Source organism: Mucilaginibacter celer (assembly GCF_003576455.2).
Classification (GTDB): Bacteria; Bacteroidota; Bacteroidia; order Sphingobacteriales; family Sphingobacteriaceae; genus Mucilaginibacter; species Mucilaginibacter celer.
Window position 1 is genome coordinate 2724412 of the sequence record NZ_CP032869.1, and the last position, 26064, is coordinate 2750475.

Consider the following 26064-nt stretch of genomic DNA (forward strand, 5'->3'; position numbering starts at 1 on the left):
TGGGTAAACAATGTATGGTTTATCTTGCTTCTTTTTTCAGTTCTTTTTCAATCTCTTCCATAAAAATAAGATCGACACCTTCTTCGGCTGTTGGAACGATAGTTAATACGTTATCCAACTGCGAAATGGTGATTAACCGGGCAACGGCATCATTTAAGCCGGCAAGGATAAACGATCCTGTTGCATTTTTACATAAGCGATGACCAACCAGCAGGCTGCTTAAACCCGATGAATCGGCAAATTTTACCTGGGATAGGTCGAGAATGATATTGCGCTGCCCTTCCGTGTTGATCAATATCAACTCAGATTTTAGCTGTGGAGTAACTATCGAGTTTAACTTTGATTCGTTAAGCTTCAATACTATATATTTCTCGTGTTTATCTACAGTGAATTTCATTCTTATTAAAATTAATAAGCTAAGATAAATATTTTGCTGATATTAAAAAATCATATCGCAGCAATAGCTTCGGTTATTGCTGTTTCAACACGCGATATTACATCATTGTTTTCGGGCTTAACAAAAGTTTCGCCGGTTATTTTTTCATAAAGCTCAATATAGCGCTCAGATATCGATTCAACAATCCCGGGAGTCATCACCGGCACAACCTGCCCGTCTTTACCCTGGAAACCGTTTTCAATAAGCCATTTACGCACAAACTCTTTGGATAGTTGTTTTTGCGCTTCGCCTTTTTCCTGGCGTTCTGCATAACCATCAGCGTAAAAATACCTCGACGAATCGGGTGTGTGGATCTCATCAATTAAGTAAATCTGGTCGCCAACTTTACCAAACTCATACTTGGTATCAACCAAAATTAAACCTTGTTTGGCAGCAATTTCGGTACCGCGTTTATATAAAGCTTTGGTGTAGGCTTCTAACTTAGTATAGTCTTCTTCAGATACGATACCTTTTGCAAGTATATCAGCACGAGAGATATCCTCATCATGCCCTACCGATGCTTTGGTGGTTGGGGTGATGATCGGCTCGGGCAGGATATCGTTTTCCTTCAATCCTTCAGGCAAAGCCTCGCCGCACACCTCTCTTTTACCCAAAGCGTACTCGCGGGCAGCATGCCCGGCCAAATAACCGCGAATCACCATCTCTACCTTAAATGGCTCGCAAATCCTACCAATAGTAGCACTCGGATCCGGAACCGAAATCACCCAGTTAGGTACAATATCGGCAGTGGCTTCTAAAAAACGGGCGGCTATCTGGTTTAAAACCTGTCCCTTAAACGGTATAGCCTCGGGCAATACCACATCAAAGGCCGAAATGCGGTCGGTAACCACCATGGCCAGGTATTTATTATCTATCGTATAAACATCGCGTACTTTCCCCTTGTAAAAAGCCGTCTGCCCCGGAAAGTTAAAATGTGTTTCTTTTATTGAGTTCATTGTTTTAGTGATTGGAGGTTAGAGATCAGAGGTTAGGGATTTTCTATCTCTGATTTCAAACTCGCTGTATTTTCAAAACCAAAGGTTGCTGATCAGAAATAAGCTTTTCAACTAATCTCTAACCACCAACCTCTGATCAACTAATTACTGTATATCCCCGTAAGCTTCCAAAATCCGCTTAACCAGTTTGTGCCTTACCACGTCTTCGCCGCTTAAGTACACTATTTCAATGCCTTTAATATCGGTAAGGATGCGAAGTGCCGTATGCAGGCCTGATTGTTGTTTTTTTGGCAAATCTATCTGCGTAACGTCGCCGGTTACAATAAATTTGGCTGATGGGCCCATGCGGGTCAAAAACATTTTCAGCTGCATATCGGTGGCGTTTTGGGCCTCATCCAAAATAACAAAGCAGTTATCCAGGGTACGGCCGCGCATAAAGGCCAGCGGCGCAATTTCGATAGTTCGGTTCTCCAGGTATACTTTCAGCTTTTCGGCCGGGATCATATCATCAAGCGCATCGTAAAGCGGCCTCAGGTATGGGTCAATCTTTTCCTTTAAATCGCCGGGTAAAAAGCCGAGGTTCTCCCCTGCCTCAACCGCCGGTCGGGTAAGGATGATACGTTTAATTTCCTTGTTTTTTAACGCTCGAACAGCCAAAGCAACTGCGGTATAAGTTTTACCTGTACCTGCTGGCCCAATGGCAAACAGGATGTCGCTTTTGTTAATGGCATCAACCATACGGCGCTGGTTGGTGGTGCGCGCACGTACCATTACCCCGTTAGGGCCAAAAACAATTACCTCACCGCTTGCAAATTTATCGGCGGTGGCAGCATCGGCCGGCTGGCTGTTTGCATTCGCCCTCGAGCCTAAGATGCGTTCAAGATCAGTTATGTTAAGATTTTCAAACTTCTCAACATGCTGTATCAGGTTTGTAAATTTTTCCTGGAAGATATTTAATTCATTATCGTCGCCCAAAACCTTTACTTCACTGCCGCGCGCAACTATTTTAAGCTTGGGGTATTGTTTCTTAATGATCTCAAAATGATCATTATTTGGCCCCCAAAGTACTGCGGGGTTCACATTTTCAATAGATAGCTTAAGTTCGTTCAATACTAATTGATTTTTTAGTTACAGATTTTTATGAATTAAAAATTGAATATTTGTAGCTTCAAACGCTACTACAAGATTAGCAATAAATATTTATAAAATTAATGGCAATTATAACATTAACTACTGATTTGGGCGATAAGGATATTTACCAGGCTGCGCTAAAAGGCAGCATCTACAAATCGCTCCCCACAGTAAATATTGTTGATATTACCAACAGCGTAGCGGCTTTCAATGTGCAACAGGCCGCCTTTATCCTAAAAAACAGCTTTCACTATTTTCCTGAAGATACCGTACACCTGATAGGCATCGATACCGTTTACAGCGATCATACCAAATACCTGGCCATCCGCTACAAAAAACATTATTTTGTTGGTGCCGATAATGGCATTTTCTCGCTGATGTTTGACCAGGAACCGGAAGAGATTGTGGAAATCAATATTATGCAGGATCTTAAATTTCTGCATTTTCCGCTTGCGGATATTTTTGTTAAAGCCGCCTGCCACCTGGCCAAAGGTGGTAAGCTTGATGAAATTGGTTTGCCGGTATCCGAAATTGAAAACAAAATGAATTTGCAGCCTGTTATCGAAAAAAACCAGATAAAAGGCGTAGTGATTTATATCGATTCGTTTCAGAACGTGATAACCAATATTACCAAAGAGTTTTTTAACCGGGTGCAGCAGGGCCGCCGTTTTGTATTGAACTTTAAACGGAACGAAACCATTACACACCTTAGCTGGCATTATAATGAAGTGCCGGTTGGCGAAAAACTTTGCCTGTTTGGCATCAGCGATCATTTGGAAATAGCCATCAATAAAGGCAATGCCAGCGGATTGCTGGGCCTAAATCTTAACGATAAGGTGATCATCGAATTTCAATAAACACTAACTGATACATGAAAAAACTTGTACTGTTTATATTTTTCTCAATAGCATCGGTTACCGCTTTTGGGCAAAGCCCCGTTAACTCCGATTCGGTTGCATACCAGCTTCAAAGGCAAAAAATAAACAGGATGCTTACTGCCCGTAAGCAAAAGTTTGGGCAGTACCAGCAAAGTTTGAGTCAGCATACGGGTATTTTTGGTTTTCAAACCAAGGATGATATCCGCCGTTCGGCCGGCATCCTGATGGATATAGCCAAAACAGACGATGCTATTTTTAAAGAATTAAAAATTTTACTGGAATACCGCGATTTTCAGCAAAAGCAGATCCAGAGCCATAGCCGCGAAGCTGAAAGTGCAGGTGATGCTTACCTAAAGGTGATCAGCCATTTACAACAGCAAAATGCCAAACTAAAGCAACAGGCTAAAGAAGCCGACGGGCATTTTGGCATGCGTCAAAATATTTACCTGGTGGTAATTGTTTTCATGGGTGCGTCAATTTTGTTCATGTTGCTTAAAAAAAACCGGGTTAAAGCGTAAATTCGCGGCTTTAACTAAAACGCATACATGGCAAGAGGACGACTGAACAGTGGCGCAAAAACCGAAGCAGAACTACCCAAAGCAAAAATAAACCGCAGCAGCTTACGCAATGTGGGCAAACTGCTCACCTACCTGAAACCCTACCGCTGGAAATTTATTGCAGGCTTGGTATTTCTCTTCCTCTCAAGTTTGGTTGGCTTAGCATTCCCCGCTATTTTAGGGGCATTGATTGATGCTGCACAGGGGTTTTACAAATACAAGTATCTGCCGCATGGTTTAAATGCCATAGCCATAATGGGTTTCAGCATACTATTTGCACAGGCATTTATTTCGTTTTTCAGGGTTGTTTGGTTTGTACAGGTGGCCGAGCGATCGCTGGCCGATATCAGGCGCGACACTTATTTTAAACTCATTACCCTGCCCATGAACTTTTTTGCCAACCGCAGAGTTGGTGAACTGAACAGCCGCATTTCTGCCGATCTTTCGCAGATCCAGGATACATTAACTACCACCTTTGCCGAAATTATCCGCCAGTTGGTAATGATGGTGGGTAGTACTACTTTATTGGCAATTGTATCTTCCAAACTTACGCTGGCGCTGTTGGCCATTTTGCCGTTTTTAGTTGCTTTCGCTGTGTTTTTTGGGCGATACATCCGCAAACTATCACGCGATGCGCAGGATAAACTGGCCGAATCAAACACCATAGTTGAAGAAACATTGCAGGGCATAGCTAATGTAAAAGCATTTGTTAACGAAGCTTATGAAGCCAATCGTTATGATAAAATTTTACGCAAGGTGGTAAACATAGCTGTAAGAGGCGCAAAATTCAGGGGCATCTTTGCTTCATTCATCGTGTTTTGCCTGTTTGGCACTTTTGTAGGTGTAATCTGGTACGGATCGGTATTAGTAGCTAATCATGAAATATATGTAGGCGATCTTACTACGTTTATCATGTATTCGATATTTGTTGGCGCGGCAATGGGCAGCTTCCCTGATTTATATGCCAACCTGCAAAAAGCAGTAGGTGCCAGTGAACGCGTATTGGAAATATTAGCCGAACAGGGTGAAGCCATTTCGATGGTTGAGAACGATAATGATATCAAACAAACCATTAAGGGCGACGTTGCATTTGATGATGTAGTTTTTGCCTACCCTTCCCGCCCGGAGATTACCGTGTTAAAAGGTATTTCATTCCATGCCGATGCAGGGCAACGTGTGGCCATAGTGGGGCCAAGCGGTTCGGGTAAATCAACCATGGCTTCGCTCATCCTTCAATTCTATCACCCACAAAACGGCAATATTTTGTTTGATGGTAAACCGGCTGATAATTATTCGTTAACCGATATCCGTAACCAGGTAGCCATCGTTCCGCAGGATGTGTTGCTGTTTGGCGGCACCATCCTTGAAAATATTGCCTACGGGCGCTTAAATGCCTCGAAAGAAGATATCATCAAAGCCGCGCAGCGGGCTAACGCGCACCAGTTCATCTCCTCCTTTCCAGAGGGTTATGAGACCATTGTAGGCGAGCGTGGTGTTAAATTATCAGGTGGCCAGCGCCAGCGAATTGCCATAGCAAGGGCGTTGCTTAAAAATCCATCCATACTGATACTTGACGAGGCCACTTCATCGTTAGATTCTGAATCGGAACGCCTTGTTCAGGAAGCTTTGGAAGAGCTGATGAAAGACCGCACATCCATCATCATAGCCCATCGCCTCTCAACCATCCGCGAAGCTGATAAAATTGTAGTGCTTGAAAAAGGCAACATTGTTGAAAGCGGCAGCCACGCCGAACTTATCAATAACGAGCAGGGTTTATACCGCTATTTAAGCCAGCTGCAGTTTGAGACCAGCCAGGCTTAGCTGCCTGTTAAAATTTATTGATCTGTAAGCCAACTTATAGCCGGCTAATCCGTTTACAGACCGATAAAATTAGATTAAACTATTATATTCACAGTTTAAATATTACAGGTAAACGTAATACAATATGAGTGTGCGGAAAGATAGCGCATACAGTACATCAAAATGAAATTAACCATACACGGGGCGGCCCGGCAGGTAACCGGCAGCATGCATTTGCTTGAGGTTGGCCAATATAAAATTTTAGTGGATTGCGGACTGGACTACGAAAAAGACCGCAGCATACTATCCAACGAAAACTTTCCCTTTAATCCCGAAGATATCGACGTGGTGGTACTTACCCATGCCCATATCGATCACTCGGGTAACCTCCCTACCCTCATCCGTTTAGGTTTTGAGGGACAGATCCTTTGTACTCCCCCCACCGCCGATTTGACTGAATTACTATTGCTCGATTCGGTAAACATATTTATGAAGAAAGCTGCGGGGAACAACGGCGGCGGCCGTCACAGGCGGGGCAAAGGGCGCTTTAACAGCCATGCCCAACCTTTATACATGCAAAAACATGTAATGGATACTGTTGAGCGCTTTGTTACTATTGGTTTTAACAAACCGTTCCGCATTACCGGCGATATCGAGCTTACTTTTGTGCCTGTTGGCCACTTGTTGGGCGCAGCAGCAGCCGTATTTAACGTGACTGATAAAGGCGAAGAAAAATCAATTGCCTTTACCGGCGATATCGGCAGGAAAAATTATCCGGTGCTGAATGATCCGCAATTTCTCCCACCGGTGGATTACCTCGTTTCAGAATCTACCTATGGTGGCCGTTATCACTCGAAAGATAAAACAGTTGAGCAAACGCTTATTGATATAATAGATAAGGCTTGTATTAAAGAACAGGGTCGTTTAATTATCCCGGCTTTTAGTATCGGGCGTACACAATCGCTGGTTTACAGTTTAAACAAAATTTTCAGTACAGGTTTGTTACCACCGGTTAAAGTTTTTGTGGATAGCCCGATGGCTACGCAGGCTACCGAGGTATTTCGTAAATTCCACAATCATGTAAACAAGGAAGCGCAGGATTTTTACCAGAAACGGGGTGATGAGTTTGAGTTTGATAACCTCACTTACGTGGAAACCCTTAAAGATAGCCGCCAGATCTCCAATTACTGGGAACCCTGCATCATCATATCTTCGGCAGGTATGCTGGAGGGCGGGCGCATTCAGGATCACCTGTTTTACAATATCCAAAATTATTATGCCACCATCCTGTTTATAGGCTATTGCGCCAAAGGAACTTTAGGGCACCGGTTATTAAGAGGCGATTCCATAGTGCACATTAAAGACCGCGAACTGGCGGTTTATGCCACCATTAAACAAACTGATGTTTTGAGCGCCCATGGCGATCACAATGATCTGATGGATAATGTTAAAGCTATCGGCCCTGATAAGTTAAAACATGTATTCCTGGTGCATGGCGAAAGTGAAAGTATGCAGCTGTTAGCTAATGATCTGGAGAAGGAAGGCTATGGGGTTACAATGCCTGAAAAAGGTGTAAGTTATATCATTTAAAAAATTATTAAAAAGATATCTGCCGCAGGTTCAGCGCAGCATAACCTGTGGTGTACAAAGCTTAAGTTTTCAACTTAAGTTCCTGTTTTTATTTTTTATGGAAAACAGCCGGTAAATGCATCATGATATAAAAACCATTATGAAAAAATTATATCTATTAGCATTACTAACCCTTTTCACATCCCTGGCGTCGGCGCAAAATTACAAGCCGGAATACGGTAAACCGTTAATTGAATTAACCGAAATTAATCCATGGCAAATGGTCATCGGTTCGGATGTTCCTACGTTTGTTTTATATCAAAACGGGCAAATTATATATAAAAAGCAGGTTAAAAATAAAGTAAAGTATTATAAAACCTCTATCCCCAAAAATGAAATACAGGCAGCGTTCAGGAAATTGGGTGTAACTGATAGCCTCAAAGCACTGCCTTCATATATATCCGCAACCTACGCAACTGATCAGCCTACGAGCGAATTAATAATAAATTCTGATTTTCACGCGCAAACACTTGTATATGGCAGCCTGCGGTACGAGAAAAGCCCGGCAAGAGAGAAAACGCCAAAAGCCTTTTTGAATGTATTTGATAAGCTTATCAATTTTAAAGACAACAAAGCAAAAGAATGGTTGCCTGATAGCGTTGAGGTAATGTTAACCAGCTATAGCTACTCTCCCGAAACACCAATGAACTGGCCGGCCGGTTGGCCCGATTTGAAAGACAAACACACCGTACAAAGAAGCGTTGATCTGTACAGCGTTTATATTGATAGAAAAGACCTTGATAAACTGAAAAAACTTATTAATTCGATGGGTGAAAAACAGGCTGTAAAAGTAAGCGGAAGGTTATTTTCGATTGCCTATCGCTTTCCTTTCCCTAACATTAAATAACATCAATCTGCCGCGGGTTTAGCGCAGCGTAACCCTTGGTAAACTACAACTAAAGTTTTCAAATTTAGTCCCCTTCCACTTGAGTTGAAAACTCAAATAATTTTACACCACGGGTTACGCTACGCTAAACCCGCGGCAGTGTTGTGCTGTTTAAATAACAAATGGGATGAATCATACGATCCATCCCATTTGTTATTTATTATCTGCTTTGCTTAAGCAATCAAATTAAGCGTTTTTAAAATGCTCAATGATCAAACTTGCAAGTTCAACACCAATACGTTCCTGTGCTTCGTTGGTAGCAGCACCAATATGCGGGGTTAAGGAAATTTTAGGGTGAGACAGGATCTCGGGACGAGGGGTTGGCTCATTATCAAACACATCAAGCGCTGCAAACGAAACCTGGCCGCTGTTTAAAGCATCAACCAAAGCAAGCTCGTCAATAAGGCCGCCGCGTGAAATATTTACCAGGCCAACACCTTTTTTAGTTTTAGCCAGTTCTTCGGCACCTAAAAGGGCTTTATCAATGAATGGCGTATGCAGGGTGATGAAATCGGCAGAGGTGATAATCTCGTCAAGTGTAGCTTTTTTAACAGCCACTTTAACGGCAGTGCCGCCACCTAAAACAAGATCAAGCTCGGGGTTAAAATCAAAAAGATCATAAGCCAAAACATCCATACCAACACCGACAGCTATTTTAGCTACCTCCCTGCCGATACGGCCAAAACCTACGATACCCAAGGTTTTACCACGAAGCTCTACGCCCTTGGCATAAGCTTTCTTTAAACCGTTAAAGTTGGTAGCGCCTTCAACCGGCATTTTGCGGTTGCTATCCGGTAAAAAGCGTACAGCCCCAAACAAACTGGCAAATACCAATTCGGCTACTGATAATGAAGAAGATGCAGGAGTATTATAAACACCGATGCCTTTTTCTTTGGCATAATCAACATCAATATTATCAACACCAACACCACCACGACCAATCAGTTTAAGGTTGGGTGTAGCGTCGATCAATGCTTTACGTACTTTAGTTGCACTACGTACAGTAATAGCATCATAATTTTTTAATTTTTCAGGAAGCTCTTCCTGTGGGATATTGTTGGTATCAACAAAAAAACCGGCATCTTCCAGCATTTTTTTGCCTATCGGATCGATACCATCGTTAGCTAATATTTTGATCATCTCTTTATATAGTCATTGAGTCATTAGGTCATTGAGTCATTGCCATACTAAAATGACTTAATGACCCAATGACTTAATGAAATAAATTATTTATTCTTTTCGGCAAATTCCTGCATTACGTCAATCAGGGCGTATACGCTGCTTATTGGTAACGCGTTGTAAATTGAAGCGCGGAAACCGCCTACGCTTCTGTGGCCTTTTATGCCAACAATACCGCGTTCTTCGGCAAGTTTCAGGAATGGTTTTTCCAGCTCGGGATGTTCCATTACAAAGCATACGTTCATTTTCGAGCGGTCTTCAACGGCAGCTACGGCTTTAAATAGCGGGTTGCGGTCAATCTCGTCATACAATACACGGGCTTTGGTAATGTTTTCCTGCTCAATAGCTGGTACGCCGCCTTTTGCTTTTAACCATTTAAGGGTAAGCATCGATACGTAGATGGCAAATACCGGTGGGGTATTGTACATTGAACCACCTTCAATTTGGGTTTGGTAATTGAACATGGCAGGGATGCTTCTGCCGGTTTTGCCCAGCAGTTCATCCTTAACAATAACCAGGGTAACACCTGCAGGACCCATATTTTTCTGAGCACCGGCATAAATCAAACCAAAATCAGCTACGTTAACTACGCGGCTGAAAATATCTGATGACATATCGCAAACCACCGGGATGGGCGATTTGAAAAACTCCTGCAACTGTGTACCGTAAATGGTATTGTTTGAGGTGATATGGATGTAAGCAGCATCGGCCGGAATTTCAAAATCCTTAGGGATGTAGGTAAAATTAGCTTCTTTTGATGAAGCTACCACCTGCACCTGGCCAAAATATTTAGCCTCTTTCAAAGCTTTATTGGCCCAAACGCCGGTTTCAACATAGGCAGCTTTGCCACCCTCGGGCAACAGGTTGTACGGTGCCAAAGCAAACTGGGTGCTTGCACCGCCTTGCAAAAACAATACCGAATAACCTTCAGGAACACTGAATAATTCTTTTACCAGGGCAACAGCTTCGTCTAAAACGGCTTCAAACTCCTTCGATCGGTGTGAAATTTCGAGCAAAGAGAGTCCTGTACCATTAAAATCGATAACTGCTTCTGAAGCTTGCTTCAAAACTTCGTGTGGTAGAATGCCGGGTCCGGCACCAAAATTATGTTTCATATAATTAAAGAATTGTAGGTTCTAAATACACTATTAGGAAGTTTGTATTTTGTTGGGCCGAAGTTAATTAATTTGACAAAATATATAGACATTATTTACATTTTTTGAAAAAATATACAATTAATCAACAAATGCCCGTTTGATTGCAAATAATTAAATTAACCCTACAGAGTTGGTAGTAATTATTACAATTGTAATAACTTTTACGCGTGTTTGAGTTGTGATATAGCGGCCGGCTGGCTCGCCGACGAGAATACCGAAGTGCCCGCAACCAGTACATTGGCGCCGGCTTCTATCAGTTTCGTTACATTGGTAGCATCCACCCCACCGTCAATCTCAATCAGCAAATCCGGATTTTTATCGGCACTTAGTGTTCTCAGTTCTTTGATCTTTTTATAAGTGTTTTCGATAAAATGCTGCCCGCCAAAGCCCGGATTAACAGACATAATCAGCACCATATCCAGCTCGCCTAAAATATCTTCCAATAAAAAAACCGGCGTTGCCGGGTTGATGGCTACAGCAGCTTTACAGCCTAACTGTTTAATTACCTGTATGGTGCGGTGCAAATGCGGGCAAGCTTCGTAGTGCACGGTAATGCTATCGGCACCGGCATCTTTAAAAGCTTTCAGGTACCTGTCGGGTTCCACAATCATCAGGTGAACATCCAGCGGTTTGGTGGCATGTTTTTTCACAGCGCTTACTACCGGGAAACCAAATGAAATATTGGGAACAAACATACCGTCCATAATATCAACGTGAATCCAATCGGCTTCGCTGTTATTGATCATTTCGATATCGCGTTGCAGGTTGGCAAAATCGGCCGCTAAAATGGATGGTGCTATGAGGTGATTCATATGCAAATATATAAAAGCAGGTAATCTACAGAACTGATGGGGTAATTATTTTTATAGCAGGAGTGTAAAAAAGACACAATAACTACTAAAACCTGAAACCAATAGTAATATAAGGTAACGATCCCTCTTTCGAAAAACCCATTACAGCTTCTATCAATACCAGCTGCGCCGGAATAACGTAAAGCCCACCGCCATAGCCATCATGCCACCTGTCTGATGATTCGCCGGGTACCCAGACCCTGCCAACATCATTAAAACCAATCAACCCAAACGAGCCCGGCAACAGGTACGAGGTAAAATCCATCACTTTTAAGCGCAGCTCGAGGTTATTGTAAGCGATGGTACGCCCGGTAAAACGGTTGGTATGAAAACCACGAAAATTTTGTGAGCCGCCAAGCTTCATCTGCTGAAAGTAGGCAGCATTACCCACCGTAGTGCCCAAACCGGTACGGTTGGCAATCACGAGTACCGAATCCCTGTCGGGATTAAGGTAAAAGCTAAATTCGGAAAGCGCCTGGCCATAAGTATTATGACTGCCAGAGCCGCCCCCGCTAAAACCACTTACGGTGGTTGTCCACAGAATGCCCTTAGTTGGAATAATGAGTTTGTTGCGGGTATCTACAGTTGCGTTTGCCGTTAGCCCGCCATAAACTTTTGTTCCGAATACTTTTTCGTTACCGAATGCGGTATTATAGCCGTTTAAAAACCTTTCGGTATTGTTTGATGGCTTACTGTTGTAAAACTGCCCGGCTATGCCGGCGCTTACATGCAGGCTGCCAAAATCGCGGTGCAGGGAAACATCACCGGTAACATAATCATAGCGGTTGCGGTAGTATGAAATTTTTCTGTCGCCCTGGTTTTCAAAAACGGTATTGTTGCCTATCCCGAAAAAATTACTCAGGTTATGCGGCCCACGCGACAGCAGGTTGATGCGCAAATCATTTTGACCAATGGCTTTTTTCCAATCGGCCACGTAGGTAAACAGAAATGATTTACGCTCGAGCGAATAGTTAACCAGGAACTGTTCGCGAAAAGCATAAGGCTCTTTGCGAAAGCCATGCCGCTCATAACTGAAGCCGCCTATTAACAAAATGCCGATATCATTGCTATAATTAGCCAACACAATAGGCTCAAACCTGTCAAACTTAAAAGCTGTTTTATCGTAACTGTTTACGGTGCTGTCTGTCGAGGTTCGAATGCGGGCTAAAGATGACGACGGTAGGCTGTTCTGCTGATCTGAACGATCATAAATGTAGTTTTTTGATTTGTTATTGAGCGAACTATCAACCTTAAAAGTATCGGCCCCCTCCCCGCCTATCATCCGCACTATGATTGATGAGGGCGTTGAGCCGGTAACCTCAAACCGGTCATCCCCGTCAAAACCATATAGCCTCACCTCTTTGGTAACATCGGGTTTAAAAGTGCGATGGTAGGTTACCCTATCAATGCTTCCATCTTTTTTGATCTTGTTTACAGTAACGGTAATATCGCCATTGGTTTCATGGGCGATGCTGAACTTATCAGTTTTATCGCTGGCCGGTACATCAACATATATCGAAATAAATCTGTAGTATTCAAGCGCCTGTTTTTGGAGGATGTTTCTCCGGGCTATCATTTTACTGATAATTTCGGGGCCGGATAATTTATAGATGGTATCTGGCATCAACCTCACCGCCTTTTTAATCACATCATCGGTCAGTTTGCCTTGTACAAAGGTTATCTGCTCCTTCCAGTCATCCTCGCTCAATCCATTCAAAAAATACCTGTCGAAATAGCGGGCGTTGAAATTCCAGCCGTTAATGTCCCTGATCTCATCGCTATAGCCCTGAAACTTTGATTTAAGCCATTGATGGGCCACTATCCAGGGGAAAACGCCGGAGGTTTTATAATAAACCTGGTCACGGTCGCGAGGAACGGGTTCGTAGATGGTTTCGTGTTTGCCATCTATCTTTTCCCAGCGCCATTGGTCTTCGTGGCGGTCCCAATCGCCCAGCAGCATATCAAGTAAACGGGCGCGCAATACTATTTTCTGGTCAACGTGGTTATCGTTATCCTCCTGTAATTTGCGCTGTACTTTTTCGGTATTGTCGGTTTTTTCGGCATCCAGCGGTTCGCGTTCTTCAAACAAAAACACCTGGTTGGCAAAATCCTGCCGGTACTCGCCTAAAGCCGGATCATCGGGCACATAAACAATTTTAGGATTGGAGTGCGGAACGCCAAGCGCCTCTGCCAAAGGCGGCACAGTTAAGGCAGAAAAAGGATGTGCGGCAGATACCTGGTCCTGCAAAATATCTTTTGCCACCGTAGGCCGTAAATTAACGGGTAAACCTTTCTCGGGATATTTCTGCAAGGTACGGATCACCCATTGTTGCCCGGTTGCATCCTGCAGGCGTAGAGATTTGGTTTGCTTCCCCCCTCCCCGTTGTAATATTTTAAGACCGCCTTTTTCTTTGTCGATATGAAACACAGGGAGTGTAACAGGAGCTGCCCATAACATGCGGTAATTATCCCCTAAAAAGAAACGATGTGTGCCGCTAACATTGTTATATTGCGGCTCGATGGCAAGTTTAATGCTATCGGGCTTAGTTTGAGCGTTACCAATATCGGCCTTAAATAAAAAGCCAGTGGTTAAAACAAGTAATAAGGAGTTAAATAGGTATTTACCGTGCCCCATTGGTTTCTCAGTTAAACGATAGTAGTAATAACCCTATATTACAAAATAGTTTTAATTAATATCCAAAATAACCGATTAAATTAATTAGTGTGCCGATTAAATTACAGAGGGTGGGTATTATCCAATTTATTGATCAACAGTAAATTGAAACAATCCCGACTCGGAAGCATTGCCCGTCTTGTCCTTGGTTATCACTTTCCAATAATAGGTTGTACCCTTGCTAACAGGCACCGAGGATAAGTTCATTGCCAAATTATTGCTTTTTAATAAAGCCGGTTTAGATGTGATACCAAAATATACATCATACCCATCAATATCATTATCTACATCATTTCCAATCCATTGCAAATCAACAAAGCTTGTAGTGCTACCGAGGTGCTTGCCAAATATCGGGGCTACCAATGCTGCTGGGAAAGGACTATAATTGATGATACCTACTCCGGCTACATAAAATTTCCAGGACAAGGTTTCTGCTGTAGCAGTTGACTTTTGAGATTTCGAGATAACCGACCACGAGTAAGGGGTATTTCTTAAAACAGTTAATGCGAGTTGATTGCTCTGTGCTGTTTGTTTTGCGGTAACTCCTGTAAGCAGATTTTTTAACAACACTTCATAACTATCAGCATTAGCAGCCGCGCTCCATGAAAAGTTAATAGTAGTTTCCTTATCAGAAACCACCGTACCACTTGTACAAAGCGCGTTTTCTGAAGGAAATATAAGGTTGGCTTTTGAAGGCTCTGGGGGGGATACAGGTTTAAGTTTATCCCCTCCTTTGCCGCATGCGAACAAAAACACAGCGAGTAAAATTGAACAGCTTTTCTTCATTTTAGTGCTTAATAACTTTGTAAACATTTTCTTTTTGCGCACAAGCAAGCTTCAGGATATAAACGCCTGACTTTAAACTGCTCAAATCGGTTTCAATAACTCCCGAAACGGCGGCATAATTTCGCTTATAAACAACCTTATTAGTCATATCAAAGACAATCAGGGTAGCATTTTTCAATAAATCGGTTCCTGCATCCAGCTTAATTGTTGAAGTAAAAGGATTAGGATATGGGGGCGCGTTTTTTATTAGCGTAATGATCTTTTGAAAAACACCCTGGCAAAGTTTATCAGTACTTACCTTAAGCGTATTGGTTCCGGGTTGCAGCTTTAATGTAATTTGCGAGTTGGAGGTGGTGACCAACTGATCATTAAGGCTAATGTTATACGTTTGCGCGCCCTGCATGGAAAGAAGCAATTGTGTAGTGCCTGGCGTAATGCTTGAGTATACTGAGAGATCGGCAGGCTCGGTTATTACCGATGTAAAACATTGTTGATAGTTGGGCTGCTCAGCCGCTGTAATACAGATATTATAGCTACCGGGAGCAAGATCAGCCAATACTAACTTATCTGTAAAGTTATACGTTTTGTTATTTGTTGCAGGTCCGTTTAAGATAGCAGTATAATTTAAAGCAACTTTAGCACTGATATTAATAGAGCCATTGGTTGATCCCTTACAGCTAACACCAGTATTGCTGAATTTAAAATTATCAGGCGGAAGACTAAAAACAACATTTACAACCAATGGCTGCGAGGTTTGTACCACACCTGCATTACTAATTGATAAGGTATATGAACCGCTTTGATTTGCAGTAAAATTAGTTGCATTAGCTCCGCTGATAGGTTTACCATCCTTATTCCATTGATAAGTTAAACCGGCTACACCTGCGCTGCTAAGGGTTACACTTCCGCCACTTTGCAAATCAAGCGGACCACCTGCGCTTATAACAGGCATTGGCACAAAAACAAAACCAGTAATTGAGCCCTTACCTGAAGGAGTGGTAACAGATACGTTACCACTACCCCCTTTAGCCACTACCGCGGTGATAACAGATGATGAAACAACTTTAAATGATGCCGCAGGTACATCGCCAAAACTCACCTCAGAAGCATTTGAAAAGTAAGCCCCTTTAATAGTGACCTGGCTTCCCTCGATAGCTGCACCAGGCGTAATGGAAGCAATAGTTGGTGCAGGCGCAGGTTTTATGGTAAAAGTTCCTGCCACATAAGTGATATCATAATTTGGCGAAACTGCACCCGAAACGGCTATCGGATAATTTCCGGGAGAGGACAGGGATGTAGTTGCTGCTGAAATAGAAGGTAGCGTTTTCAAACTTTTAGGGGAATCTCCATTTACAAAACCATTATACGCGACAGTAAGCAGAGGATCGGCATCGCCGTAATACCTCGCTTTATTATCGGCTGTAATAGTTAGGGATGCTTTGTTTACGGTTAGCTTTAATATCACAGTATCAGCAGGTGCATAAGTCGCGTCGCCTTTTTGCGTAGCTTGAATAAGTGTGCTGCCCGCACCTTTTATGTGTAAATTGTATTTTGCATCGATAGATGCTATTGAGGGATCGCTTATTTTAAATACGGGAATCAAACCCGAAGAAACCGAAACATTCAGGGCCAGGTCTGCATCGCCATAGCGCCTGGTTAAAACCGAATCCATTTGTATTTGCTGACCAAGCTTATTACCTACCTTGTAAGGTAAAAACCATACCTTATCGGTAACCTGGTTACCTTTTCCTTTTGGATTAAGTGTTTTATGAAAAGGCCCAGATGGATCACCCCAGGATACATAGCGGGCGTCTACCGTATCAGGGTAATTAGTAACTGTTTGTATTCCGTAATCAATGTTACCGGATATCTCGCAATCTTTAAAAGTTGGTGAACAATGCCATGATTGTATACCTATCTTGTTGTTTTTTATTACGGATTTAGTAATAACCGGTCTATCAGCTGTACATACTATACCTGCATAAGTACTATTCGTTATAGAAAGATTTGAAGCCATAAAGTTTTGATTATATACGGTTAGCGCTCCCGACCGGGCATTGATGTTTCCTCCACCATCAATATTAAGATACTCCAATTCCGAATTTTTACTTGGATAATTTAGCGTAATACCAAAATCTCCTGTACTTGCCGCTTCTGGTTTTAAGCGCACAAATTTAATAGGCAATTGTGAGGTACCTTTTGCTTTCAGCGTACCGCTTACATTTAGGCCGCCACGGATGTTACCGAAATCGAAAAGCGTACCGGGAGCAATATTGAGCGTTATGTTTTGCGGCACTGTAATCAAATCCCTTAATTGATAATATGAATTGAGACCTGGTAACGGCAAATCAATATTTTTGCGAACCGGTCCATCAAGCAAAACAATCTTAGCATTTGTATTATTCCGGGTTTTTACACTTCCCGCCAATGTTGTTACAATGTCTTTTGAGTTATTATAAAAACTGTTATTCGTTACAACTGCTTCGTAACCGTTATTATCATTAGTAATACCCACACTTGCACTGTTTTTGATTAAACAGTTTGTAACCGTTAACGATGGCGTATAAGTTGATATAGCGCCATATTCGCCAGAAACTTCAGTGTAGGCAGTTCCCATTTTATCGATGACAACATGATCAATCACATTGTTTTTGCTGCTATCAGAAAAAAGCAGGTGCCCAGGAGGAGACACCAACATATCTGTTCTCCAACGGTCGTTTCCAGTAAAACGAATTGAATCTTTATCTGTCCCCTTTGCAATCAGCGTTCCGTAAACGTTAAAAATATCAGGATAAGCTCTGCTATTTCCCGTCCAACGAATTTCTGTTCCTGGATCGATAGTTAACGTGCTGCCATAATTTACCTGATATAAAGCCCTAAAAAAATAATATGAACCTGGCCCCTGATTTTTAAGTGTCGATTTGTTATTAAGAATCGTGCTGCTGATCAGTTTGATATTCGCATTGCGATTTCCGGTTGCATTCAATAAATTTTCGGATTTAGTTTCAATAGCTGTCTTATTACCAGAAAAGTTATTGTTTGTTATAATCGGAACATAATCATCATGAATATTTATACCTGTGAAGGAGCTGTTTTTAATCATCGAATTAGTAATCGTTACAGACGAGCTGAGTATATTAATAGCATTTTGCTCCTGATAATCATCCCCCCATTTATCAATACTAACAAAATTCAAAATTGAATTTTTACTGGTAGCGTTAAAGGTAACGTAACCGCCGGGCCTGCTTTGATCACCTGGATTACGAAGCCCACGGAATAAAATGGAATCGGTAGCAGTACCGTTTGCAATCAGTGTTCCGTTAACCGTAATGCGATCATTAACAGAATAGGTTTGCACTTCAACACCAGGCCCAATGGTAAGCTTTTTATCTTGCTGAATGATAACCTCGCCATTAATTACCCAAGGATTGCCAGCTTTGGTCCAGGTACCACTCACTTCGCCATTTATCCGGTTTTGTTTTTTGGTGATATAATAGGTGGTATAAACACTAAACAAGCCGGTGGCTTTACCGGTAGAGATAGTTGTCCATCCATCCGGCGGTGGTGTAGGTGCAAAGCCATCATCTATAACGGTAATCTTTTTGCCAACGGGCATATTGTAATAATTACTGATCTTAAAAATCTCATAGGTTCTTGTACCTACTGTTTGAGTTGTAATCCCTGTAATGAACCAACCAACAGGCGGTATGGTAGTTGCCATAGAGTATTGTTTGGTAGGATCCATACTACTGGTACGGATAATTTTTCGGGTTTCGTAAATAGTTGCTACCGAAAATACGCTCCCCATTGAAACAGGCATCCACCCATCGGGCTGTATTTCATCTACTATGGTTATTTCATTCAACGAGTCAAAACCTTCAAGTTTTTCGATGGTACGGGTTTGATATATTGTGGATATAAAAAAACGTCCGCCAACACCTATCGTAACCCAGCCTTGAGGTGGCCTGGCATCAATAATGGTTATTTTATCGCCGGGTGCCGCGTTTTTATAGTTTTTAGCAAGTTTATAATTGTATATACCTATACCGGTATTATTTGCACCAAAATCCGTCTGGATCCAGCCATCGGGCATAGCCCCGTCATAAAAAGAATATTCTTTTTTTGGATCGAGCGTGCTGATCTTTTTAATTCTTCGTGTTAGCACTTTCTGGTTACCTACTACTTTAGTTCCCATACCTATAGTTATCCAACCAGACGGCGGAAACGAGCCAACAATAGTAATCTCGTCAATACTGTTCAAGCCATCAAGCCTTATAATTTTGCGGGTATCGAAACTCAGGTTACCCAGCTTTGTAGTACCCATATCGGTGGCTACCCAACCTATTGGAACAAAAGGGCTTAAGATAGTTAAGGTACTACCCGGCGGCAGGCCGTCGTAACGGGTTATGGTGGCATAGTAATCTTGCGGAGCAATTGAGGTTGGATTAAATTTCACTCCGGTCCAAACCCAGCCATCAGGCGCAATATCGTCAACCATATCAACCTTACTTCCGGTAGGCATACCTTCTACTTTCAGAATATCATTATTATAATAAATACTCGTTCCGAGTTTACCATTAATTATTGCAGGAATAGCAGGACCTATACTTTTAGAAGTTTTTATCCAACCTGAAGGTTTAATATCAGCGCTCAAAAACAGCTTGCTGCCTGTAGGCAGACCTTCATAATAAACAATATCCCTTGCATAGTTTTCGAGCCCAAAAACCAAACCAGGTTCACAAGGATCACCTACATGCGTAGTAATCCATCCCGAGGGGACTGACTGTTTACATATCTTTTTTTTATCGCCGGGTTGTTGAGCGTTGGAGGCAAAGCTGTTTAATAACAGTATACCTAAAAAGGTGCACCGAATGGCACACTTGCTTATTTTAGTGATCATGGTGCAGGTTTTTGAAAGCGGAAGATGAAATCTTAAGAAATTGTAGAAAAATTACAGAAATCAAATAGCCGACATTGATCTAAAGCGGCAGAGAAGCGGGTGTTGTAGATTTTGAGTATCATATACTGAAAGGTTTGGTTATCAATAAAATAAAATCTTCTAAATATAATACATTTGGATAATTTAAGCAAAGAAAAAAGCGAAACCTGAATTAACAGGTTCCGCTTTATATGCTATACAGAAAATTTTATGTAATCGGATCTCTTTCTTTAAAACAGCATAATATTAATTCTCCAACAAGCCGGCAGCGTAATTAACGCCCACTCGCAAAGCCTTCAAACCGCTTACGCCCTGTAGTTCTTCCAATTCCAGGTATTCAAGGTCATCCAACAAATAACCTTCCAGTTGCAGGTACCTGATGTATTCATCATACTCGGCCGCTTCGCCGGGGTTAAAGTATACCATGGCTATTTTGCCGGGCTGGGTAAGGCGCTCAAAAGTACCGGCAATCAGCACTTTGTCGATACGTTTTTTAATTACTTCGTAACGGATATTGTATGCGCCCTCAACATCAAAACGCCGCTCATCATTCCTGAAGCTGATATCTATCGGGTTTGAGTGGATAAAGATCAGGTGCGTGGTTTGCAGCCGGCGCGATAACTGATCGGCTAAGCCGTTGGTCATCCGCGCAATTTCGGCCATCGACCGTAGTTGCCACAACCTGATATTTTTAAGATACAGCAAATCGAAAGCACGTTGCGGCGCTATGGATTGACCGATATAAATATCATACTCCACCCCATCGGTGCGGAACTTTTCGAAGTAACACGGAAATGATTCCTGCACTTCGGTTTGCGCCTGCTCCAGGTATTGATTTATAGAGGTGTTGATGAGCTGCATGGAGGTTTCAAGATTGCGCCGGTGCTCGTAAGCCGAGCCGTCTTCCTCGTTCAATGCGTTAAAATACCGGTCGATAACCTCTTTTTCCTCGGGATAATTTTTCCTGAAATGCTCCAGGAAGGGGTTTACGTCGTTATGAAGAAATGTATCCAGCATCAGCTCATCATTGGTGGTGATGTAGCCGCCAATACGCTCAAGCCATTCTTCGCATTTGGAGATCAGCTTGCCGGTAAGGCTCAGGCGAATATCTTTGCTCAACACTTTTAGCGTATCAACCAGTACGGTAAGCAAACTTTTTAAATCCTCCTGCAGAGCGCTGTTGCGCTCAACGGTTGAGTTGCGGATATCTATCGCTCCAAACAAGGGATAAACATGGCTAAACGCAACTGTTTCTATCTCGGGGTTCTTTTTCTTTTTATCTTTTTGTTTGATGTATTTCCAGGCCACCTCGTTAAACTTCCATTGCACAGATGGCTGGAGCGAGGTAAATTTATTTTTAATAACGGCATTGATCCGGGTCTCGAACCTGTCAATACTGTTTTGCAGCAACTGGGCAATCATGGGAGTTGTCGCACGCAATTTGGCGAGCAGATGTTCATAAAACACAATCTCATTGTATGAGTACACCTCCATAATGCCCACATTTTTCAGATTGTAGTAAACCGGAAAAATCCCGTACGATTTAACGCCAGCCTGTTTCAACACCTGTAAAAACGGAAATTTGGCTATTTTTTCATCAGTGAGCGAATTGAAAAAGATAGGCCTTGGGTTGCTGCTGTAATCATCAACCATGTTATCAAAAGTTTCTTCGGCCAGGTGAAACTCTTTGGCAGCGTGTAATAACACACTTTTTGCGCACTCTTCGTTATCAAATATCGGTTGGTTATTGATGGACAAAAATGGCATCAGTGCAAACTGAATCCCCGGGTTTTCGGCAAGTGTTCTTAATGATTCTATTACATGCTTATACTGTTCCTGCTCATTTGCGCTATGACTAACCAGTACGCTGCGGATATTTTCCATCGCGTATTGCAAAGTGATATCCGTAAGCGTAATAACGGTAAATCCTTTAAATTTAAACAGGTTTAAAGGTAAAACCTGCTCAATCAAGTCCAAACTCATATTGCTGTGCAAGTATGGTTCGATGGTATCAAAGTTTAATTCAGGTAATTCACCTTTAAGCTCGATCTCTACAAAACGCGGATCGGTTTGGATATTGAAATAGCGCGATAGCCCCGTTTCGGGATCTGCATATGAAAACAGCAGTTCATTGCGGATGGCTGATGAAAAACCGTACAAACGCTCCAATATCAGGCTGTAAATAAACCTCTTCTGCCTGTCGGCAAATACCTCGTTGCGGGGGGCGTTCAGTGCGTAAAGGTTGGAATGGTGGCTGGAATGAAAATCATAAAAAGCCTCGGTACTAAAAAATACCTTATCGGGAACGGGCGTGCTCAGCGCCCAGTGAAACTCTTTTTCGTTGGCGATAGGCGGCGTTAGTATTGAGTAAATGAGCTCCAGCATTTCCCGGTGTTTTTCGGCATCTGCCGGGCTCATGTTCAGATCTATGCATAAATCATGTTCAAAACGGCCTAATACGTAACGGTAAAACTCACTTTTCAGTGTTTTTTCTGTAGATACCCGTTCGCGTAAATGCTCCACGAAGGGATTAAATGTCAGGCAGGATTCAACCTGGCATATCGAACATTCATCCTTACTTATATTTAATACTTCAGTGTGCATTGCTTAATTTTTTAATCCCTCACGTTAAAATCTGAAACCCGCCGAGAGGTATGGATACCAACCCTCTTCCGAGTAACCGGCCACAACTTTTATTACAGCTAAGCGCGCCGGTGCTACATACAATCCGGCACCTGTGCCGTTATGCCATTTATCCGAGCTTTGACCATTTTCCCAAACGCGGCCGATATCATAAAAACCAACAAAACCAATCTGGCCTGGTACTATATAGCTGGCAAAATCGGTTAGTTTAATGCGCAGTTCCAGGTTGTTGTAAAAACTGTGCTGGCCTGCAAACCGGTACAACCTATAGCCTAAAAGGTTATCCTGAGCACCTAAAAACAGCGATTGATAGAACGATGTTTTGCCAATGGTTATACCGCCACCTACCCTATCGGCCAGTACAATGGTGCTTTTGGCGTTCAGGCTTTTGTAAAGCGCCACCTGAGGTATCAGTTGCGCAAAACTGGTTGAGTTATTGTTTAAACCTTTATAGCCCTGTAGCTTGATATTAACGTAACTACCCCAGGCAGGTAAAATTTTGTTATTACGCTTATCGTTTACAAAATTAACAACAAGGCCGGCATGTAGTTTTGTTTTATCAAAGGTATAACTATCTGGCGCGTTGGTGAGTAACGGGTATGTAATAAATCGGCCGATATTGTCATCAAGGTCTAATTTATAGTATTGAAACGACGGACCGATGGTTAACGACGTGCCCGATTCATTACGCCACCTGAAAGCAGGGTTAAAGTTGAAGATGTTAAAACGGATGCGGTGATACTTCCTGAAATCGCCTTCCTTGATAAACTGCGTTTCGTTGCCCCGGCCAAAAAAGTTAATATTATCCGGAAAATTCACTTCGGCGTTCATCAAATAGTCGGCATTGCCAAACGCGTGAATCCACTCGCCGTTGTAACTAAACCGGAAAGCTTTGGTGCTGAAGGAGTGGCTTAAAAAAACAGTTTGCTGATCATTATAAGGCAGCTTTTGAAATCCCTCCTGGTGGGTATACCTGAACCCGGCACCCAATAACACACCCTCATCGGGGTTGTAGGAGATATTGGCCAGCGGTGCAGTCACATTCATCAGGTTAACCCTCAGGTATGATGTGTTGGCGCTATCGGCATCAATATGTTTGTGCACGCTTGATTCATCGCCGGTAATGGTTAACTTTTTACCCCTGTCATATAACTGAACGGTATTACGCGATTTTACGATATTGTAATTTTTGGTACCGGTACTATCAATAAAGCGCAGTTTGATGGGCGATGTAGCATTATCCAGTACCACCTTATCATCGCCACCGCTTACATAAATTCTCAGCTCTTTGGTGATATCGGGGTGATAACTCTGGTTCATGAGGGTATCTTTTACCTCACCATTTTTGTTGATCTTGTTGATCACCACGTTCAAACTCCCGTTGGGCTCATCCTTTACAGTTACAAGTTCGTTTTTGTCAGATGCATGAATATCAACTATTTTATTGATAAACTTATAGTAAAACTCCATAGCAGCCGGGATATTAGCGCGGCGTTCCTTCAATTGCTTCAGCAATACATCGTGCCTTAATTTGTACGCAGATTCGGGCAGGCGACGTAAGCCGGCTTCCAGCACTTCATCGTTCTCGGCAGCAATAAAATCATTTACAATTTTAGTCCATTGTTCGTGACTGTATTGTACCGATGGCCAGCGCTGCATAAACATGGTTTTCCAGAGGGAATATTTAACGCTATAAATTTCGCCGCTAAAGCCCTGCAGGTTTGGTGCAAGCCATGGCTGGGCGGCAATGGTAGGCAGCACGCCCTGGTTGGTGTAAAACACCTGGTCGCGGTCGCGCGGAACGGCGGTGTATAGTTTGCCTTTGCCTTTTTCCTCATCGCGCCAGCGCCACTGGTCACCGTGTCGGTCCCAGTCGCCAATCAATAAATCCAGCAGGCGGGCGCGTAAAAACTCCTCACCATCAACCGAGTTATCGTTATCCTCCAGCATTTTGCCAATCATTTTTACCGTATTGTCTGATTTGCCTCCCGGCTCGCGCTCTTCCAGTAAACAAACCTTATTGGCAAAAATATTAGCATACTGGCCCAACACCGGGTCGGGCGATATCACACCAATAATAGGGTTAGCATGCGGTACGCGCGCGGCCGTGGCCAGCGGGGGTACAACCAGCGCTGAAAAAGGATGCTGGGCACTCATGGCATCATTAACCCAATCCTTAGCAAACGTTTCCTGAAATTCATCGGGCAAAATTCGTTCGGGCTGTTTTTCAACGCTGCGCAGCACCCACTCCTTGCCATCCTTGTCAATTAACCTTAACGAGTGTGTTTGAAAGCCACCTCCAAGCCCTTCGGCCTTTAATCCGCCATGAATCTGCGAGAGCCTGATTACCGGCAATTTGGTTTCGGCAGCCCATTCCTTGCGATAGTTTTCGCCAAACCAGCGGCGGTGAAAATTGCTTACGCTATCATATTTGGGGTGAACCCTAACAACCATACTATCAGCCTTTATAGGTGTGTGCAGCGTATCGGGCACATTTTTAACCGAAGTGTATGGCTGCGTATAAGTAAACGCCTGCTTTACACCTTTTTCATCATCAATGTAATAGGTAAAACGAATGCTGTTATCGGTAAGCAGATCGGCAGTAACATAGCCTTGCGTGGCATCGGCAAAAAGCGAATATCTGCCTTTAATGGCATAAGTTTGTTTTGCCCCTGCACCGCTTACCACCTGTATTTGTTTGCTTTTGATGAATTGCAAACCATGTTCGTGACCGGCCACGTGGATGAGGTTAGGAAAATCGGCAAAAACGCCATCTACCTTTTTAATCATATCCTTATACAAGGGATGCCCCAGATCTTCGGGATTGGAGAAAGTGGAGCGTAAAAAAGGATATAACGAACCTATTACCGGCAGCGGGATCCAAAGATCTTTGTTGGCTACAGTAAGCGGAAACAGGTGATCTTTAAAAGAAAAATAGCCGCCATGCGTACCATAACTTTGAAAAGGATGGTGTGAAGCCAGGATAATCACTTTGTCCTTATTGCGCTCAAAAATCAGTTTGATTTTGTCGGCTATATCATCTTTACTTTTACAGTCGCACTCGGCACCGGGGTTGCTTTTGCTAAAGGGGTATAACCACCATTCGCTATCAAACGCAATTACGGTTAATTTATCTGAAAGATTGATCTCCACCGGATCGGGGCAGCCGTTTTCGGGTACCATTTTAAGCCCTTTATCGTTTTGTTGTTCAAGATACTCCCACTGGCGTTTTATTTTAGCCAGGCCAAGCGGCCCCGTCTTATCCCAATCGTGGTTACCCGGGATAAAGTATACCGGTGCACCATTGGCCCGCATGGGCTGGTACTGCGATTGCAGAATTTTTTTGGTTTCGGCTTCTTCGGGGCTGCCGGGCAGGCCCATTCCGCGGGGGTAAATATTATCGCCAAGATAAAACACCGAGGTTTTATTTTTGATGATATTGGCGGCAGCATGTTTCAGTACCATGCTTTGCTGCTGATCCATTTCGCCGGCATCGCCAATAAGGATGAGGCGGTATTTAACCGAGTCCTGGGCCTGGGTTTTAAGCATGCCCGTTAATAAA

16 protein-coding genes are annotated in these 26064 nt (G+C 42.8%); 5 read left to right on the forward strand and 11 right to left on the reverse strand.

Going from position 1 to position 26064, the window contains the following annotated elements; genetic code table 11:
- Window positions 1-19: 19 nt before the first annotated feature.
- The 3 genes from HYN43_RS10740 to HYN43_RS10750 form a co-directional block, all read right to left on the reverse strand.
- A complete protein-coding gene (locus tag HYN43_RS10740; protein ID WP_119409348.1) occupies window positions 20-397 on the reverse strand; it encodes an STAS domain-containing protein in 378 nt (125 codons plus the stop codon).
- Window positions 398-447: 50 nt separating this feature from the next.
- Complete coding sequence (locus HYN43_RS10745; protein WP_119409349.1) at window positions 448-1392, reverse strand: phosphoribosylaminoimidazolesuccinocarboxamide synthase; 945 nt, start codon at window positions 1390-1392, stop codon at window positions 448-450.
- Between the two features lie 144 nt (window positions 1393-1536).
- Window positions 1537-2502 carry a PhoH family protein gene (locus HYN43_RS10750; RefSeq protein ID WP_119409350.1) on the reverse strand — a complete coding sequence of 322 codons (966 nt, stop codon included), beginning with the start codon at window positions 2500-2502 and terminating at the stop codon, window positions 1537-1539.
- 101 nt (window positions 2503-2603) lie between these two features.
- On the opposite strand from HYN43_RS10750, the gene HYN43_RS10755 reads away from it, so the two are divergent.
- The 5 genes from HYN43_RS10755 to HYN43_RS10775 all read left to right on the forward strand — a co-directional run bounded on the left by HYN43_RS10755 (window position 2604) and on the right by HYN43_RS10775 (window position 8234).
- Window positions 2604-3380, forward strand: a complete 777-nt coding sequence (locus HYN43_RS10755) for an SAM hydrolase/SAM-dependent halogenase family protein (RefSeq protein ID WP_119409351.1) — start codon at window positions 2604-2606, stop codon at window positions 3378-3380.
- 14 nt (window positions 3381-3394) lie between these two features.
- Window positions 3395-3919 carry a hypothetical protein gene (locus HYN43_RS10760; RefSeq protein WP_119409352.1) on the forward strand — a complete coding sequence of 175 codons (525 nt, stop codon included), beginning with the start codon at window positions 3395-3397 and terminating at the stop codon, window positions 3917-3919.
- Window positions 3920-3946: 27 nt separating this feature from the next.
- A complete protein-coding gene (locus HYN43_RS10765) occupies window positions 3947-5779 on the forward strand; it encodes an ABC transporter ATP-binding protein (protein ID WP_119409353.1) in 1833 nt (610 codons plus the stop codon).
- 162 nt (window positions 5780-5941) lie between these two features.
- A complete protein-coding gene (locus HYN43_RS10770) occupies window positions 5942-7348 on the forward strand; it encodes an MBL fold metallo-hydrolase (protein ID WP_119409354.1) in 1407 nt (468 codons plus the stop codon).
- A gap of 139 nt (window positions 7349-7487) precedes the next feature.
- On the forward strand, window positions 7488-8234 hold the full coding sequence (locus HYN43_RS10775) for a hypothetical protein (RefSeq protein ID WP_162996415.1): 747 nt from the start codon (window positions 7488-7490) through the stop codon (window positions 8232-8234).
- A gap of 225 nt (window positions 8235-8459) precedes the next feature.
- Here the strand turns inward: HYN43_RS10775 and HYN43_RS10780 are convergent, their stop codons facing one another.
- The 8 genes from HYN43_RS10780 to HYN43_RS10815 form a co-directional block, all read right to left on the reverse strand.
- Window positions 8460-9413, reverse strand: coding sequence for a D-2-hydroxyacid dehydrogenase (locus HYN43_RS10780; RefSeq protein WP_205589916.1), 954 nt, complete (start codon window positions 9411-9413; stop codon window positions 8460-8462).
- Between the two features lie 86 nt (window positions 9414-9499).
- Window positions 9500-10567 (reverse strand): 3-phosphoserine/phosphohydroxythreonine transaminase, encoded by a 1068-nt coding sequence (serC, locus tag HYN43_RS10785; RefSeq protein ID WP_119409356.1) that lies wholly within the window; start codon window positions 10565-10567, stop codon window positions 9500-9502.
- Between the two features lie 203 nt (window positions 10568-10770).
- Window positions 10771-11421, reverse strand: a complete 651-nt coding sequence (gene rpe / locus HYN43_RS10790) for a ribulose-phosphate 3-epimerase (RefSeq protein WP_119409357.1) — start codon at window positions 11419-11421, stop codon at window positions 10771-10773.
- A gap of 85 nt (window positions 11422-11506) precedes the next feature.
- Window positions 11507-14095, reverse strand: coding sequence for an outer membrane protein assembly factor (locus HYN43_RS10795; protein ID WP_245447242.1), 2589 nt, complete (start codon window positions 14093-14095; stop codon window positions 11507-11509).
- Window positions 14096-14221: 126 nt separating this feature from the next.
- Entirely contained in the window at window positions 14222-14962 is a 741-nt protein-coding gene (locus HYN43_RS10800; protein ID WP_162996416.1) for a hypothetical protein, read from the reverse strand.
- On the reverse strand, window positions 14922-19820 hold the full coding sequence (locus tag HYN43_RS10805; protein WP_119409359.1) for an MBG domain-containing protein: 4899 nt from the start codon (window positions 19818-19820) through the stop codon (window positions 14922-14924). The genes HYN43_RS10800 and HYN43_RS10805 overlap by 41 nt, the downstream gene beginning before the upstream one ends.
- A gap of 285 nt (window positions 19821-20105) precedes the next feature.
- Entirely contained in the window at window positions 20106-22463 is a 2358-nt protein-coding gene (locus tag HYN43_RS10810) for a GAF domain-containing protein (protein WP_119409360.1), read from the reverse strand.
- Between the two features lie 24 nt (window positions 22464-22487).
- Window positions 22488-26051, reverse strand: a complete 3564-nt coding sequence (locus tag HYN43_RS10815) for a BamA/TamA family outer membrane protein (RefSeq protein ID WP_205589917.1) — start codon at window positions 26049-26051, stop codon at window positions 22488-22490.
- Between the last annotated feature and the right edge of the window lie 13 nt (window positions 26052-26064).